Origin of the sequence: Streptomyces coeruleorubidus (genome assembly GCF_008705135.1) — a bacterium.
GTDB lineage: Bacteria > Actinomycetota > Actinomycetes > Streptomycetales > Streptomycetaceae > Streptomyces > Streptomyces coeruleofuscus.
Map to the genome: position 1 here is coordinate 483,683 of NZ_CP023694.1, position 16,139 is coordinate 499,821.

A 16,139-nucleotide genomic window follows, 5' to 3' on the forward strand; every position below is an offset into this window, starting at 1 on the left:
ACGCCTCCGGACAGGGGGATGCACGGGATGCTCAGCGTGTTCATGGAGTGTTCGCGTTCCTCTCGGCTGCCTCGACGACATTGGCCAGCAACATCGCCCGCGTCATGGGGCCCACTCCCCCGGGCATCGGCGCGAGCCATCCGGCGACCTGAGCGGCGTCCGGGTGGACATCGCCGACCAGCCCCTGATCGGTGCGGGTGATGCCGACATCCAGGACCGCCGCACCGGGGCGCAGCATGTCCGGGGTGACCAGCCCGGGCGAGCCGGCGGCCGCGACGACGATGTCCGCCTCGCGCACGTGCCAGGCCAGGCCCTTGGTGCCGGTGTGGCACAGGGTGACGGTGGCGTTCTCGGACCTGCGGGTGAGCAGCAGGCCGAGGGGACGTCCGACCGTGATGCCGCGGCCGATCACGCACACCCGCGCTCCCGCGAGCGGCACCTCGTACCGGCGCAGCAGTTCGACGATGCCGTGCGGAGTGCAGGGCAGCGGCGCCTCGGCGCCCAGGACGAGCCGACCGAGGTTGACGGGGTGCAGGCCGTCGGCGTCCTTGGCCGGGTCCATGCGTTCCAGCACGGCGTTCGCGTCCAGATGGCGCGGGAGCGGGAGCTGGACGATGTAGCCGGTGCAGGCCGGGTCGGCGTTGAGCTCGTCGATCGTCTCCTCGACCTGCCGCTGTGAGGCGTCGGCGGGCAGGTCCCGGCGGATGGACGCGATGCCGACCTGGGCACAGTCGCGGTGCTTGCCGGCGACGTAGGCACGGCTGCCGGGGTCGTCACCGACCAGGACGGTCCCCAGTCCCGGCGTGCGGCCGGCAGTCGCGGCCAACTTGGCCACATGCTCCGTCAGTTCACGGCGGATTTCGGCGGCGGTCGCCTTGCCGTCGAGCGACTGTGCGTTCACCGACGGTGCTCCTTTCCCGTGGAGCCGACGCTGAGTGTCAGCCACGGAGACGGGACATGGCGGGGTCGAACAGGGGCTCCTCGGCGACGACCGCCTCGACGCGCCGGTCGAAGTAGCCGATGTGCACGCTCGTGCCGGGGGTGACCAGCTCCGTGGGGAGCCAGGCGTAGGCGATGCCCTTGCCGATCGTGTAGCCGTAGGCGGCGCTGGTGACGTAGCCGACCGCGCGGTCGCCGTCGTAGACCGGTTCCTTGCCCAGGACGACCGACCGCGGGTCGTCGATCGTGAGGCAGGTCAGCTTCCGCCGTACGTCGGCCTTGCGGCGCTCCAGCGCGGCCTTGCCGATGAAGTCGTCCTTGTCGAGCTTGACGGCGAAGCCGACGCCGGCCTCGTAGGGGTCGTGCTCGTAGGTCATGTCGGTGCCGAAGGAGCGGTAACCCTTCTCCAGACGAAGGCTGTTGAAGGCGCCGCGGCCCGCGATGACGCCGCCGAGCGGCTGCGCCGCCCGCCACAGGGTGTCCCACAGCTTCCGGCCCAGGTCGGCGGTGGTGTACAGCTCCCAGCCGAGCTCACCGACGTAGCTCAGGCGCATCACGGTGACGGGGACGGAGCCGATGTGGGCGCGCTTGGCGCGGAAGTACTTGAGGCCGTCGTTGGAGAAGTCCTCGTCGGTCAGCGGTTGCAGGACCGTGCGGGCCAGGGGCCCCCACAGGCCGATACAGCAGGTGCCGGGAGTGATGTCGCGGACCTGGACCGTGCCGTCGGTCGGCAGGTGGCGGGTGAACCAGTCGAGATCCAGGTTGCCGTTGGCACCGACCTGGAAGACGTCGCGTGCCAGGCGGGCGACGGTGATGTCGCTGCGGATGCCGCCGTCGTGGTCGAGGAGCAGGGTGTACGTCACCGAGCCGACGGACTTGGCGACCTTGCCGGTGCACAGCCGCTCCAGGAAGGCCCCGGCACCCGGACCGCTGACCTCGAGCCGCTTGAGGGCCGTCATGTCGTACATGGCGACGGTCTCGCGGGTGACCTGAGCCTCGGCGCCGACGATGGGCGACCAGTACCGCGCCGCCCAGTCATTGGGGGTGGGGATGGAACGGCCTTCGACCAGCCCCGCGTTGGCCTCGTACCACTGCGGGCGCTCCCAGCCGTTCGCCTCCAGGAAGAAGGCGCCCAGCTCCTGCTGGCGGGCGTGGAAGGGGCTCGTGCGGATCGGGCGCGGGTCCCCCGACGGCTGGAGGGGGTGCAGGATGTCGTAGACCTCGACGAAGTTCTGGCAGTCGCGGGCCAGGACGTACTCCGGGGAGAGCTGGTGCGGCTCAAAGCGGTTGACGTCGCACTCGTGCAGGTCGAAGGACGAGCAGTAGCCGTCGACCAGCCACTCTGCCATCGCACGCCCCACGCCGGCGGAGTGGGTGACCCACACGGCCTCGGCCACCCAGAAGCCCTTGACGTCCGGGGACTCGCCGAGCAGCGGATTGCCGTCGGTGGTGAAGGAGAACAGGCCGTTGATGCCCTCCTCCACCTTGGCTTCCCTGGTCGCGGGGAGCAGGGACTGCGTCTCGGTCCAGGCGGGCTCGAAGTCGTCCTCGGTGAACTTCAGGACCGACGGCATCTCGTCGGCCTCGTCCACGGACATGATGTCGTCGGCCGAGACCGGCATCGGGCGGTGGCCGTAGTAGCCGATGCCGAGGCCGTCGAAGCGGTCGCGGTAGTAGAGGTCGGCGTCCTGGTGCCGCAGGATCGGGCGGACCGCCTCCTCGGTCTGGCCGGCGAGGGCGGGGACGGGGCCGGTCCAGGCGAGTTGGTGGGCGAGCGGGGTGAGCGGGAGGTTCATGCCGGCCATGCGGGCGATCCTCGGGCCCCAGATGCCGGCGCAGCACACCACGATGTCGGCCGGGATCTCGCCCTGGTCGGTCAGGACGCCGGTCACCTCGCCGTCGGCCCGGGTCACGTCGAGGACCTCGTGGCGGGCCAGGAAACGCACGCCACGCCCGGTGGCCCGGCGGATCTGCGCCTCGACGGCGAGGACGGCCTTGGCGAGGCCGTCGGTCGGGACGAGGAGACCGCCGAGCACCTTGTCACGGTCGACCAGCGGGTGCCGCTCCACGCACTCGTCGGGGGTCAGGATCCGGGACTCGATGCCCCAGGCGGTGATCCAGCCGTGGCGGCGGTGCAGTTCCGCCAGGCGCTCCGGGGTGGTCGCCACCTCCAGCCCGCCGACCTGGAGGAAGCAGGGCTCGCCGTCGACATCGAGCGAGCAGAACTTCTCGACGGTGTAGCGGGCCAGCTCGGTCATGGTCTTGGAGGCGTTCGTCTGGAAGACCAGGCCCGGGGCGTGGGACGACGAGCCGCCGGTGGCGGGGAGCGGGCCCTGGTCGACCACGGTCACGTCGGTCCAGCCGCGTGCGGAGATCTCGTCCGCGAGTGCCGCGCCGACGACCCCCGCTCCGATGATGACCACTCGGGGTCCCGCCATCGCCGCACCTCCGGTTTGATAACCAGTCGAGCCGAGCCAGTTGCTGCCTACGCAACATGCTTCAGGTTGCGCAACTCAATGTGCCTGGCCGACAGGTGGGTGTCAAGAGGGTCCGTGACGTCGGGGAACAGGCCGGAGCACGGGTGGAAACAAGGGCCGGAACACGGCAGTGCCCGGTGGGCGGAGCGCACCTGCGCACTCCGCCCACCGGGCACATCCGACCAGTTTCCGGGTTCGGTTTCCGACCGTCTCCGGCTTCGGTTTCCGGTACTACTTGATCCAGGCCTCCACCTTGTCGCGGTTGGCCTCGACCCACTTCTTCGCCGCTGCCTCGGGGGCCATCTTGTCCACCGCGATGTACTTGGCCACGGTGTTCTGGTCCTCGTTCGTCCAGGTGAAGTTCTTCACCAGGTCATAGGCCGGGCTGCCCGACTTGGCGAACTTCGCGCTGACGATCTTGTCCAGCTTGTACACGGGGTAGTCGCAGGCGACCTTCTCGGTGTCGGCGTCACAACCGGTCTTGTATTCCGGCAGCTTGACCTTCTTGAGCGGGACCTCGGACATGAACCACTGCGGCTCGTAGAAGTAGCCGATCACCCATGACTTGTCCTTCTCCGCCTTGCGGAAGGCCTGGATGAGCGCGGTCTCGCTGCCCGCGTACACCACCTTGAAGTCCAGCTTCAGGTTCTTCACCAGGGCCTCGTCGTTGGTCACGAACGACGGGTCGCCGTCGAGGAGCTGGCCCTTGCCGCCCGACTCGGACGTCCTGAACTTGTCGGCGTACTTGTCGAGGTTCCTCCAGTCGGTGATGTCCGGGTGCGCCTTGGCCAGCCACGGCGGCACGTACCAGCCGATGAGGCCTTCGTTGCCGGTCGGGCCCGCGTCGACGGCGGTCTTCTGGTCGGTGATGTACTTCTTCTTCAGGTCGTCATGACCCCAGTTCTCGACGACGGCGTCGACCTCGCCTGTCCCGAAGCCCTGCCAGGCGATCTCTTCCTTCAGATTCTTCTGGTTGACCTTGCAGCCGAGGTCCTGTTCCGCGACGTACGCGAGGACCGCCGCGTTCGCCTCGTAGCCCACCCATGGGTTGACCGCGAGGTTGAAGGTGCCGCACTTCGCGGAGCTGCCCGAGCCACCGGCGTCCGAGGAGCTGTCACCGACCTTCGCACCGCCGCAGGCGGTGAGGGTGAGGCCGAGGACCGCTATGCCGGCCGCACGTGTTCTCCACTGTCTAGCTTGCCCTGCCATCGTCAGTTGCTCCTTTACGCGCTCACGCGCCGTGCGGCTGCCTGAGTGATCCGGTCGAACATGACTCCGAGAAGGACGATGGCCAGCCCTGCGGCGAGCCCCTTCCCGTACAACTGCCCCTGTGAGAATCCGGCCACGACGTCGTAGCCGAGGGCGCCCGCGCCCACCAGGCCGCCCACCACGACCATCGACAGCACGTAGATCAGGCCCTGGTTGGTCGCGAGCGTCAGGGCGCCTCGTGCCATCGGCAGCTGGACCTTGGTGATGAGCTGCCAGGTACTGCATCCGGCGGACGTGGCCGCCTCCACGGTGGCCGCCGGCACGGCCCGGACCCCGTCCGCGATGATCTTCGTGGCGACCGGCGCCGCGTAGACGATCGCGGCCACGATGGCCGTGAACCGGGTCGCGCCGAACAGCGCGAGGAACGGAACGAGATAGACGAACGGCGGCATGACCTGCGCCGCGTCCAGGGTGGGCCGCAGAATCCGGTCCACGAGCAGGCTGCGCCCCATCCACACCCCGAAGACGACGCCGAGCACCATCACCAGCACCGTGGCGACGACGGTCGACGCCAGCGTCGTCATGGCGTCCGACCACACGCCCGTACCGACCAGCAGTCCTACGCACACCGCCGCGGTGACCCCGGCGCGCCAGCCGCCGAGGACCGCGCCGAGGCCGATCAGCGCCACGCCGACGAGCCACCACGGGGAGTCGGTGAGCAGCGTCTGGAACGGGTTGAGCAGGCCGTTGGTGAGGGCGTCGCGGAAGGCGTTGGTCAGACCCGACAGGTTGTCCTGCGCCCAGGTCGTGGCGGTGTCGGCACCCCTCGCGATGGAGCTGCCGAGGCCGGCCTCGCCGGGAAACTCCGCCGCCCACACATAGGTGTGCGACATGTAGACCAGCACTGCCGTGACCACCGCTCCCGCGCCCAGCAGCGGCCGCCGCCACTTGAGGAAGCGGCCGCCGGAGCGCCGGGCGGTCTCCTCGCGTGCGCTGGCGGCGGTGGTGACCCGGTCCAGCACGATGGCCATGACGACGATGGCCAGCCCCGCGTTGAAGGCCGTGCCGACATCGAGGGACTGCAGGGCCTGGATGACGGTCTTGCCCAGTCCGGGCGCGTCGATCAGGGCCGCGATGGTCACCATGGCCAGGGCGGCCATGATGGTCTGATTGACGCCCATCACCACGGTCCGCTTGGACATCGGCAGCAGGACCTTGAGCAGGGACTGCCGCCGCGTGGCGCCCAGTGAGTCGGCCGCCTCGACCGTCGTCTCCGGTACGGAACGGATGGCGTGTGCGGTGATGCGGATCGCCGGCGGCGCCGCGTAGATCATGGTGGCGATGGTGGCGGAGGCCGGGCCGATCAGGAAGAACAAGGTCAGCGGGGCCAGATAGACGAAGGTCGGCATCGTCTGCATGAAGTCCAGAAACGGCGTCACGATCCGGTTGAACCGGTCGGACAGCCCCGCCCACACGCCCAGCGGGATGGCGAACAGCAGTGCCACGAACACCGCGGAGAGCGTGAGCGCCAGGGTGTCCATGCTCTCCTGCCACAGCCCCTGGAGCCCCATGAAGGTGAAGCCCGCGACGGCCAGGAGGGCGACCCGCCAGTTGCCCACCGCCCAGGAGACGAAGCCCGCGATGCCGACGACGCCGAGCCAGCCGATCTGCGGGAGGGGGCGGCCCGCGGAGGGCTGTGAGATCAGTTCCTGGACGAAGGTCACCAGGGTGTCGATGACGAGACGGATCTCGTTGAAGAAGTAGAGGAAGAGCGGGTTGGAGTTGCGGTTGGCACCGATGGAGTCGTTGGCGTCGTTGAACCACCGGTGCAGATCCGTGAGGTCCGCCGCCGCCAGGTCAAGCGTCTGTCTGCCGCGCAGCACGGCGAAGAGCAGCAGCCAGACCACCAGGATCGCGGCGACGGCCGTACGCCGGCTGACCCTGCGCACGGACGTGGCGGGCCCGTCGGGCCCGGTGGGCTCAGGCTTCTCCGTCTTCTCGGGCTTCTCCATCGCGACGGTCATCACACGTCGCCGTCCTGGCCGGCGACCACCGCGAGGATCTCGTCGTCGCCGACGATGCCGAGCAGTTTGCCGTTCTCGACGACCTTGACCGGCTTGTCGGCCGCCAGTACGGCCCGGGTGGCTTCCCGCACCACGACGTCGGGGCCCATCTCGGGACCGTCCAGGGCGTCGCCGTCCTTGAGCGGCCGCATGATCCACCGCAGGGTGAGCACGTCGCCGCGCGGCACGTCCTTGACGAACTCGCGTACGTAGTCGTCGGCCGGGGCGCCGACGAGTTCGTCGCCGGTGCCGCACTGGACCATCTTGCCGTCGCGCATGATGAGGATGCGGTCGCCCAGTTTGAGGGCCTCGGAGAGGTCGTGGGTGATGAAGACCATGGTCTTGCCGACCTCGTGGTGCAGGCGGATGACCTCGTTCTGCATGTCACGGCGGATCAGCGGGTCGAGCGCGGAGAACGGCTCGTCGAAGAAGAGCACGTCGGGATTGCCGGCCAGGGCACGGGCGAGGCCGACGCGCTGCTGCATACCGCCGGACAGCTGGTCGGGGAAGGAGTTCTCGTAGCCCTCGAGGCCGACCAGTTCGACGACCTCCAGGGCTCGCTTGGTGCGTTCGGCCCGGCCCATGCCGCGGATCTCCAGACCGAACGACACGTTGTCGACGACGCGGCGGTGCGGCAGCAGCCCGAAGTGCTGGAAGACCATGGAGAACTTGCTGCGCCGCAGCTCGCGCAGCCGCTTGTCGTCCGCTTCACGAATGTTCTCGCCCTCGAAGACGATCTCACCCGCGGTGGGTTCGATGAGCCGGGTCAGACATCGCACCAGCGTGGACTTGCCGGATCCCGACAGGCCCATGACGACGAAGACCTCGCCGGGCGAGACGTCGAAATGGACGTCGCGTACGGCCGCGGTGCATCCTGTTCGGTCCATGAGCTCACGGCGGGCGAGGCCGCGCAGCTCCTCGGAGTCCGGGACCTGGTCGGCCTTCGGTCCGAACACCTTCCACAGCCGGCGCACGGATATGACCGGGGTGGAGCCGGAATCCGTGCCGCGCCGCTGCGACACCTCGGTCTGTGTGGTCACGTTCGGCCTTCTTTCGGCGTTCAGCCGCGGAACCAGCGCTGCGGCCGGGGTTGGATGTTCTGCCAGATGTGTTTGGGTTCTCGGTATTCGTCCAGGCCGGCCCGCCCCAGCTCCCGGCCCACGCCCGAATGTCCGAAGCCGCCCCATTCCGCCTGCGGCACATAGGGGTGGTAGTCGTTGATCCACACCGTGCCGTGGCGCAGCCGCCGGGCGACCCGCTGGGCCTTGCCGGCGTCCTGCGTCCAGACGGCTCCGGCGAGTCCGTACTCGGTGTCGTTGGCGATGCGTACGGCGTCGTCCTCGTCGGTGAAGCGCTCGACGGTGAGCACGGGGCCGAAGGACTCCTCGTGGACCACGCGCATGTCCTGCCGGCACTCGTCGAGCACGGTCGGCGGGTAGTAGTAGCCGTCCGTGAGGGCCGGGTCGCCGGGCCGCTCGCCGCCGCAGCGCAGCACGGCGCCCTCGGCGAGGCCGGCGGCGACGTAGGCCTCGACCTTCGCCAGGTGCTGCGCGGAGATCAGCGCTCCGGTGTCGGCCTCGGGATCGAAGGGGCCGCCGAGCCGGATCCGCCGGGCGCGCCGGACGACCTCCTCGACGAAGCGGTCGTGCAGAGAATCCTCGACGATCAGCCGTGCGCCCGCCGAGCAGACCTGACCTGAATGCAGAAAGACGGCCGTGAGAGCGAAGTCCACGGCCGTCTCGAAGTCGGCGTCGGCGAAGACGACGTTGGGGTTCTTGCCGCCGAGCTCCAGCGCGACCTTCTTCACGGTCGCGGCGGCGGTGGCCATGATCCGTTTCCCGGTCTCCACACCGCCGGTGAACGAGACCATGTCCACAGCCGGGTCCTCGGCGAGCGGTGCGCCCACCTCGGGTCCGCCGCCCAGGACGAGATTGGCGGCGCCGGCCGGGAGCCCCGCCTCCTCAAGTGCCCTCATCAGCAGGATCGACGTGGAAGGGGTGAGCTCACTGGGCTTGAGGACGAAGGTGTTCCCGGCGAGAAGGGCGGGGGCGACCTTCCAGGACGCCTGGAGCAACGGGTAGTTCCAGGGAGTGATCAGCGCGCAGACGCCGACCGGTTCGTACACGACACGGCTGACGGCGTCGTCCCGGCCCGTGTCGATCACGTGCCCGGCGTCGGTGCCGCCGAGCCCGCCGTAGTACCGGAAGCAGGAGACGACATCGGCGATGTCGTACTCGCTCTCCACCAGCCGCTTGCCGGTGTCCAGCGACTCCGCGCGCGCGAACTCCTTGGCATCGCGCTCGATGATGTCGGCCGTCCGCAGCAGCAGCGCCCCGCGCTCCCGCTCGGGAGTGCGTGGCCAGGGTCCCTCGTCGAAGGCGCGGCGGGCCGCGACGATCGCCGCCTCCGCGTCGGGGCGGGTCCCCTCGGAGACGGTCGCTGTCGGCGTGCCGTCGGCCGGACAGCGGATCTCCCGGCGTCCACCGGCCACCGGCTCCCGCCATTCACCTGCCACGTACAGGTCTGCCACGGGCAAGCCCTTCAGCCGGAGTGCGTTGCGCATCGCGCATTCGATTGCTTGTGATGGAACACCCTGGCGAATGTCCAGACAGACGTCAAGAGTTTGACTCGTGACGATAGCGCACGGGCCACCAGCCACTTCTCCCTCGACGCCGTCGCTGCTCGGGAACTCGGGCGACTTGCCGAGAGCCGGCAGCTCGGTGATCGACTCAAGGGCGATCCTTCACGAGCGGCCGCTGCGACGTGTCCGATCAGGACACGGACGGGAAAATCCGTGTTACATATTCAGCCGCTCTTCCCTCGGTACGGCAGGGCGGGACGCGAAGGCACGGAGCCCGCCCGTCCGGCGCCCGCTCTCACGCCCCGAGGCGGTCCAGCAGCGCGCGGCGCCACCGCTCCGTTTCGGCGATCTGGTTGAAGGTGAACAGGTGCAGGCCCACCACCTTCGCCGCCGGCGAGGTGAGATCCGCGACCGCGGGCGTGAGCAGCCTCTCGGGTGAGTAGCCGCCGGGCGTCGCGAACCGCAGGAACCACGAGGGATGCCTGGCCAGGAAGCGCGTCGACTCCCCCACTCCGATCCTGGTCGCCATCGCGAGCAGCTTCGCCCGCTGCACGGGCCCCGCGACGCCCACATGCACCGGCAGGGACACATCCCGGTGTCGTATACGAACGATCCACCGGCCCAGCACGCGCGGGTCGAAGCAGAGGTTGCTCACGATGTACGTGGCGTGCTCGCGCTTGTCCCACATGGCCTGGACGGTGACGTCGTCGTGGATGAGCGGGTGACTCTCGGGATAGCCGGTGACACCGACCCGGGTGAAGGGCCGGCCCAGCTCGGTCAGCCGACGCACCACCGGCAGCGCTCCGGCGTAGGTCCCGGCCGGCGGGTCGGCGTCACCGGCCGGGACGAAGACGTCGTTCACACCGGCCGCACGGAGCCGGTCGACGACCTCCCTCAGGTGGGCGTCGTCCCGCAGCAGCCGCGCCGGCACGTGCGGGACGACCCGGTAGCCGTGTCCCGCGAGCCGGCCGGTGAGAGCGAGGGTCGGCTCCAGGCCCCTGACCGGCGACGCCGTCACCGTCACGACGACATCGCGCGGGACATGCGCGAGAACCTGGTCCTCGGTCGGCTTCGCGGGCAGCACCTCGTAGCGGACGCTGTCCAGCAGCGCCCTCAGCCCTGCGGCACCCAACGTCTACCCGTCCTGCTTCTGTGCGTCACGGTGGCGGTAGTACGCGGCCTTCGACGGCGCGAGCGGCTCCTTGCCGAGGATCAGGTCGGCGGCCTTCTCGGCGATCATCATCACCGGCGCGTAGATGTTGCCGTTGGTGACGTACGGCATCACCGACGCGTCCACCACCCGCAGGCCCTCCAGGCCGTGCACCCGCATGTCCGCCGGGTCGACGACCGACATCTCGTCGGTGCCCATCTTGCAGGTGCACGACGGGTGCAGTGCGGTCTCGCCCTCCTCGGCGACCCAGGCGAGGATCTCCTCGTCCGTCTCCACCGCGGGCCCGGGCGACACCTCTCCGCCGTTGTAGGGGGCGAGCGCGGGCTGGCCGAGGATATCGCGGGCGACCCGGATGGCCTCGACCCACTCGCGGCGGTCCTGCTCGGTGGACAGGTAGTTGAAGCGCAGCGCCGGGTGCTCGCGCGGGTCCCTGCTCCGGATCTTCACCGAGCCGAGGGCGTCGGAGTACATGGGCCCGACGTGCACCTGGTAGCCGTGGTCACCGGCGGGCGAGGAGCCGTCGTAGCGCACCGCGACCGGCAGGAAGTGGAACATCAGGTTGGGATACTCGACGTCCTCGTTGCTACGGGCGAAACCACCCGCCTCGAAGTGGTTGGTCGCCGCCGGACCCTTGCGGAAGAGCCACTGCAGCCCGATGAAGGGGGCGCGCCACTTCGCCATGTACGGCTGCATGGAGACCGGCTGCTTGCAGGCGTACTGGACGTAGACCTCCAGGTGGTCCTGCATGTTCTCGCCGACGCCCGGGAGGTCCTGGACGACGTCGATGCCGAGGGCGCTCAGTTCCCCGGCGTTGCCGACGCCGGAGAGCTGGAGCAGCTGCGGGGAGTTGATGGCGCCGCCGCAGAGGATGACTTCCTCGGCGCGGACCTGCTGGAGGGCACCGCGGCCGCGCCGGTACTCGACGCCGACGGCGCGCTTGCCCTCGAAGAGGACGCGCGTGACGAGGGCGCGGGTCGTGACGGTGAGGTTCGGCCGTTTCATCGCGGGCTTGAGGTACGCCTTCGAGGCGGACAGACGGCGTCCGCGGTGGACGTTGCGGTCGAACTTGGCGAAGCCTTCCTGGCGGTAGCCGTTGACGTCGTCGGTGGGGGCGTAGCCCGCCTCCTGCGTGGCTTGGAGGAAGGCGGTGAACAACGGGTTGGTGGCCGGGCCGCGCTCCAGGACGAGAGGGCCGTCGTGGCCGCGGAACTCGTCGTCGGGGTCGGCCGCGAGGCAGTTCTCCATCCGCCGGAAGTACGGCAGACAGTGCGCGTAGTCCCAGCTCTCCATCCCGGCGTCGGCCGCCCAGCGCTCGTAGTCCATGGGGTTGCCGCGCTGGAAGATCATGCCGTTGATGCTGCTGGAACCGCCCAGCACCTTGCCGCGCGCGTGGTAGACGCGCCGGCCGCCCATGTGGGGCTCGGGCTCGGACTCGTACTTCCAGTCGTAGAACCGGCTGCCGATCGGATAGGTCAGCGCCGCGGGCATGTGGATGAAGACATCCCACGGATAGTCCGACCGGCCGGCTTCCAGGACCAGCACCCGGTTCGCCGGGTCCGCGGAGAGTCTGTTCGCCAGTGCGCTGCCGGCCGAACCGCCGCCGACGATGACGAAGTCGTACTGGAAGGGAGCCATGCTGCCTCGTCTCGCTCGCGCCGTAGATACGCGAGGCATGCTAACGGCAGTATCGCTATACGCACCAGGTTGCGACTTGCGCAACTTGCGGTGAGCTTGAGGTGATCACGATTACTTGGCGTGGCGTTGTTTACTGAGGGTATAGTTGCGCTATGAGCAACTACAGTCTCGAAACCCAGAACTCGAGTTCGGGCGCCGGAGGAGTGCAGTCGGTCGACCGCGCCATCAGCGTCCTCGAGATCCTCGCGCAGCGTGGCGAGGCGGGTGTCAGCGAGGTGGCCGCCGAGATCGACGTGCACAAGTCGACCGCGTTCCGTCTGCTCGGAGCCCTGGAGGCGCGCGGCCTGGTGGAGCAGGCGGGCGAGCGCGGCAAGTACCGGCTCGGCTTCGGCATCGTGCGCCTGGCCGGAGCGGTGACCGGGCGCATCGACATCACCCAGCAGGGCCGGCCGGTCTGCGAGGACCTGGCCGAGGAGATCGGCGAGACGGTCAACATCGCCGTTCTTCAGGAGCACTACGCGGTCAACCTGTACCAGGTGCGCGGTCCGGGGGCCGTCACCGCGCAGAACTGGGTGGGCCAGCTGACGCCGCTGCACGCCACGTCGAGCGGCAAGATCCTGCTCGCTCACCTGCCCGCCAAGGACCGCGCCGCGCTGCTGGCCGAGGCCGGGCTGAAGAAGGTCACCCCGTACACCATCACCGCGAAGTCGAAGCTCGAGAAGAACCTCGCCGAGGCCCGTGAACGCGGCTACGCCGCGGCTGTGGAGGAACTGGAGGTCGGCCTCCACGGTATGGCCGCCCCTATCCGCAATCGGGACGGCAAGGTCGTCGCGGCACTGAGCGCCTCCGGACCCTCCTACCGGCTCACCGAGGAGCGCCTGCACGAGTTCGCGCCGAGGCTGATCAAGAGTGCCGAGGAGATCAGCCACCGGATGGGCTACCTGGGCTGAGCGGCCCGCCCTCCGCCATACCGCCACCGCCGATTGCCGCCCGGTCGGGGCCGCGCACGCCGGAGCCGCTACTGCGGCGGGTGTGTGCCCAGGCGCTCGTGCACCCAGTCGTGGAAGGCACCGATGTGGTGCTCACTGGGCACGAGGACGCCCCCCTTGGCGTACATCCTCGAACCCATCCCCGGCTGTGTGCGCTCGCAGGCGTCGAAGTCCTGCCTGTTGACCCGGTCGAAGAGTTCCACGGACCGGCTGACGTCCCTGCCGCTGTCGACGACGTGCGGCATGTACAGCCAGTCGCACTCCACGATCGTGCGGTCGACGGCCACCGGGTACATGCGGTGGAAGATGACGTGGTCGGGGACGAGGTTGATGAAGACCTGCGGCTTGACGGTGATCGCGTAGTAGCGGCGGTCCTGGTCCTCGGCGACGCCCGGAATGCGGTCGAGGCCCGCGCCGCCGTCCACGGTGAAACCCTGGACCTCCTCACCGAACTCGGCACCGTGGCCGACGTAGTACTGGGCGGCGAACCCGTCCGCGAACTCGGGGAGTACCTCGGTGAGTTCGGGGTGGATCGTGGCGCAGTGGTAGCACTCCATGAAGTTCTCGATGATGAGCTTCCAGTTCGCCTTCACGTCGTAGGTGATCCGGTTGCCGACCGAGAGGCTCTCTATGCCGTAGCGCTCGATCGCCTCGGCGTCGCCGAGGCGGGTGACGACCTCCCCGATGACGTCCTTTTCGAAGGACGGCGGGTTCTCCGCCAGGCAGACCCAGACGTAGCCGAGCCATTCACGGGTCGCCACCGGCGTCAGGCCGTACTCGGTGCGGCCCACGTCGGGCATCTTGGTGAGGTTGGGCGCGGCGACGAGCTTGCCGTCCAGGCCGTACGTCCAGGCGTGGTACGGGCACTGGAAGGCCCGCTTGACCTCGCCGGCCTCCTCCGTGCAGAGCCGCGCTCCGCGGTGCCGGCACACGTTGAAGTACGCACGGATGCTGTTGTCCCTCGCGCGGGTGACCAGGATGCTTTCGCGGCCCACGTCAACGGTCCGGAAGGCGCCGGGCTTCGCCAGCTCGGACGAGCGCACGGCGCAGAACCACATGGACTCGAAGATGAACTCCTGCTCCTGCGCGAAGATGGCGGGATCGGTGTACGAAGTGCCGGGGAGGGTGGCGATCAGGCTGTCCGGCAGGCTGGTCGAGGTCACGGTGCACTCCTCGGGAAACGTCGTGGATCGGTTCACTCACGCGCCGGGAAGAGCGACTCCGGACGGCGTTGTGTATGAAGCAACGCTGCGTGCCATGTGCAACCGCAGCATCGGATGCCTCGGCGGCGGTGTCAAGATGTCGTGCGGCCGAGCTGTTTGCGCCAGCGGGTGAACAGCCGCGGCTGGTTCATGCCGAGTACGGCGACCGGCTGACCTGCGCGCCGGTAGACGGCGAGGACGTTGCGGTCGTCCGGGGCGCCTTCCTCGACCGTCACGCTGTCGGCGCCCGCCGCGTGCCCCGCGAACTGGATCTTCATGCCGTACTGGTCGGACCAGAAGTACGGCGGCCGGGGCGCCCCCGGCTCCGTCGCGCCGCCCGCGAGCAGCGTGGCGACCGCGGCGTCGGGGCGCTCCCGCGCGCCGGTCCAGTGCTCGACGCGCCGATATGCCCCCGCATGCGGGTCGTACCAGTTGGCGCAGTCGCCGACGGCGACCACGCCGGCCAGACTGGTACGGCCGTCCGCACCGCACTTCACCCCGTTGTCGAGTGCGACGCCGGATCCCGCCAGCCACTCGACGCACGGCCGTGCGCCCACACCGACCACGACGATGTCGGCCGGGATGCCGCGGCCGTCCTCCAGGAGGACGGCGTCCACCCGGCGCTCACCGCTCAGCCCTTTCACCCCGACGCCGCACAACAGCCGTACCCCGTGATCCGCGTGGAGCGCGGAGACGATGGCGCCCATGCTCTCGCCGAGTGGTCCGGCGAGCGCCGTCGGGGCCGCCTCGACCACCGTCACGTCGAGCCCGAGGAGGTGCGCGGTGGAGGCGACCTCGGCACCGATGAATCCACCGCCGATCACCACCAGCCGTCCGCCCTGGGCGAGTTCGGCCCGCAGGGCACGGGCGTCGTCCAGCGTGCGCACGACGTGCACCCCGGACAGTCCTTCGGAGCCGGGCAGAGTGCGCGCGGCGGCGCCGGTCGCGATGACGAGGCCGTCGACGCGGACCTCCCGGCCGTCGGCGAGCCGGACGGCACGCTCCGTACGGTCGAGTCCGGTGGCCCGGACGCCGAGCAGCCACTCCGCCTGCAGATCCTCGCCGTCCACCTCCAGCGCGAGCTCCGTCTCGTCGACGGTGCCGGCCAGGAACTCCTTGGACAGCGGCGGCCTGTCGTAGGGACGGTGGAGCTCGTCTCCGATGACGACCAGCCGCCCGTCGTAGCCCTGCTTGCGCAGGGAGCGCGCCGCCGACAGACCGGCCAGCGACGCGCCCACCACCGCGACCGTCCTCACGCGGGAACCCCGGCGAGCCTGGCTGCGACGCAGTGCGGCAGATTGGGAGCGGCCTCGGACAGCCGTACGTAGATCATGCCGTCCTCGACGACGACCTCATGGGTCCGGACGGGGAGCTTGGCCGGCGGGGCGTCGACGGCACCGGTCTTCAGGTTGAACTTCGAGGCGTGCAGCGGGCATTCCACCCAGCAGTCCTCCACCCAGCCGTCGGCGAGCGAGGCGTCCTGGTGGGTGCACGTGTCGTCGATGGCGAAGAGCTCACCGTCTTCGGTGTGGAACACCGAGACCGGCGGGTCGATCTCGAGCCGGAAGGCCTCTCCTCGCGGGAGATCCGCCAGAGGGCACGCGGGAATCATCATGACCACCTCGGTGCGTATAGCGAAACGGATTGCGGTAAGCGCAACATCAGTCTGAGGTTGCCCCGAAACCCTTGTCAAGGCGTTCAGACGGCCGATTGAGCCGCCTCCTTGGGTTGCACATCACACAACTCGAAGCGCAGCAGGGAACTCGACCGGAGAGGATGCGACGCCCGAATCGGCCTCTATGCCTGGCCGAAGGGGCGTCCCAGCCGCCCGTTTCCCCTTCCGGGTGCGCACGCGCACGCACGCCCGCCTCAT

The 16,139-nt window shown here is 69.4% G+C and carries 12 protein-coding genes; 1 reads left to right on the forward strand and 11 read right to left on the reverse strand.

Annotation, left to right across the window (positions count from 1 at the left end; all coding sequences use genetic code 11):
- Positions 1–40: 40 nt before the first annotated feature.
- From CP976_RS02325 to betA, 8 genes are all read right to left on the reverse strand, one after another.
- Entirely contained in the window at positions 41–901 is an 861-nt protein-coding gene (locus CP976_RS02325; RefSeq protein WP_150478771.1) for a bifunctional methylenetetrahydrofolate dehydrogenase/methenyltetrahydrofolate cyclohydrolase, read from the reverse strand.
- 37 nt (positions 902–938) lie between these two features.
- Entirely contained in the window at positions 939–3,377 is a 2,439-nt protein-coding gene (locus CP976_RS02330) for a GcvT family protein (protein WP_150478772.1), read from the reverse strand.
- Positions 3,378–3,647: 270 nt separating this feature from the next.
- The gene (locus tag CP976_RS02335) at positions 3,648–4,625 is read right to left on the reverse strand and encodes an ABC transporter substrate-binding protein (RefSeq protein WP_150478773.1); all 978 of its coding nucleotides are present in this window, start codon (positions 4,623–4,625) and stop codon (positions 3,648–3,650) included.
- Between the two features lie 14 nt (positions 4,626–4,639).
- A complete protein-coding gene (locus CP976_RS02340) occupies positions 4,640–6,649 on the reverse strand; it encodes an ABC transporter permease (protein ID WP_150478774.1) in 2,010 nt (669 codons plus the stop codon).
- Positions 6,649–7,728: a quaternary amine ABC transporter ATP-binding protein gene (locus CP976_RS02345; protein WP_150478775.1), complete on the reverse strand. Its 1,080-nt coding sequence runs from the start codon at positions 7,726–7,728 to the stop codon at positions 6,649–6,651. Before CP976_RS02345 ends, CP976_RS02340 begins: the two co-directional genes overlap by 1 nt.
- Before the next feature lie 20 nt (positions 7,729–7,748).
- Positions 7,749–9,218, reverse strand: a complete 1,470-nt coding sequence (locus CP976_RS02350) for an aldehyde dehydrogenase family protein (protein ID WP_150478776.1) — start codon at positions 9,216–9,218, stop codon at positions 7,749–7,751.
- Between the two features lie 346 nt (positions 9,219–9,564).
- Positions 9,565–10,401, reverse strand: coding sequence for a methylenetetrahydrofolate reductase (locus CP976_RS02355; protein ID WP_150478777.1), 837 nt, complete (start codon positions 10,399–10,401; stop codon positions 9,565–9,567).
- Between the two features lie 3 nt (positions 10,402–10,404).
- Positions 10,405–12,075: a choline dehydrogenase gene (gene betA, locus CP976_RS02360; protein WP_150478778.1), complete on the reverse strand. Its 1,671-nt coding sequence runs from the start codon at positions 12,073–12,075 to the stop codon at positions 10,405–10,407.
- 152 nt (positions 12,076–12,227) lie between these two features.
- Between betA and CP976_RS02365 the strand changes: the two genes are divergently transcribed.
- Positions 12,228–13,025, forward strand: coding sequence for an IclR family transcriptional regulator (locus CP976_RS02365; protein WP_150478779.1), 798 nt, complete (start codon positions 12,228–12,230; stop codon positions 13,023–13,025).
- A 68-nt stretch (positions 13,026–13,093) separates the two neighbouring features.
- Here the strand turns inward: CP976_RS02365 and CP976_RS02370 are convergent, their stop codons facing one another.
- The 3 genes from CP976_RS02370 to CP976_RS02380 all read right to left on the reverse strand — a co-directional run bounded on the left by CP976_RS02370 (position 13,094) and on the right by CP976_RS02380 (position 15,881).
- Positions 13,094–14,227, reverse strand: a complete 1,134-nt coding sequence (locus CP976_RS02370) for an aromatic ring-hydroxylating oxygenase subunit alpha (RefSeq protein ID WP_150478780.1) — start codon at positions 14,225–14,227, stop codon at positions 13,094–13,096.
- 131 nt (positions 14,228–14,358) lie between these two features.
- Complete coding sequence (locus tag CP976_RS02375) at positions 14,359–15,522, reverse strand: NAD(P)/FAD-dependent oxidoreductase (RefSeq protein ID WP_150478781.1); 1,164 nt, start codon at positions 15,520–15,522, stop codon at positions 14,359–14,361.
- Entirely contained in the window at positions 15,519–15,881 is a 363-nt protein-coding gene (locus CP976_RS02380; RefSeq protein WP_150478782.1) for a bifunctional 3-phenylpropionate/cinnamic acid dioxygenase ferredoxin subunit, read from the reverse strand. Before CP976_RS02380 ends, CP976_RS02375 begins: the two co-directional genes overlap by 4 nt.
- Between the last annotated feature and the right edge of the window lie 258 nt (positions 15,882–16,139).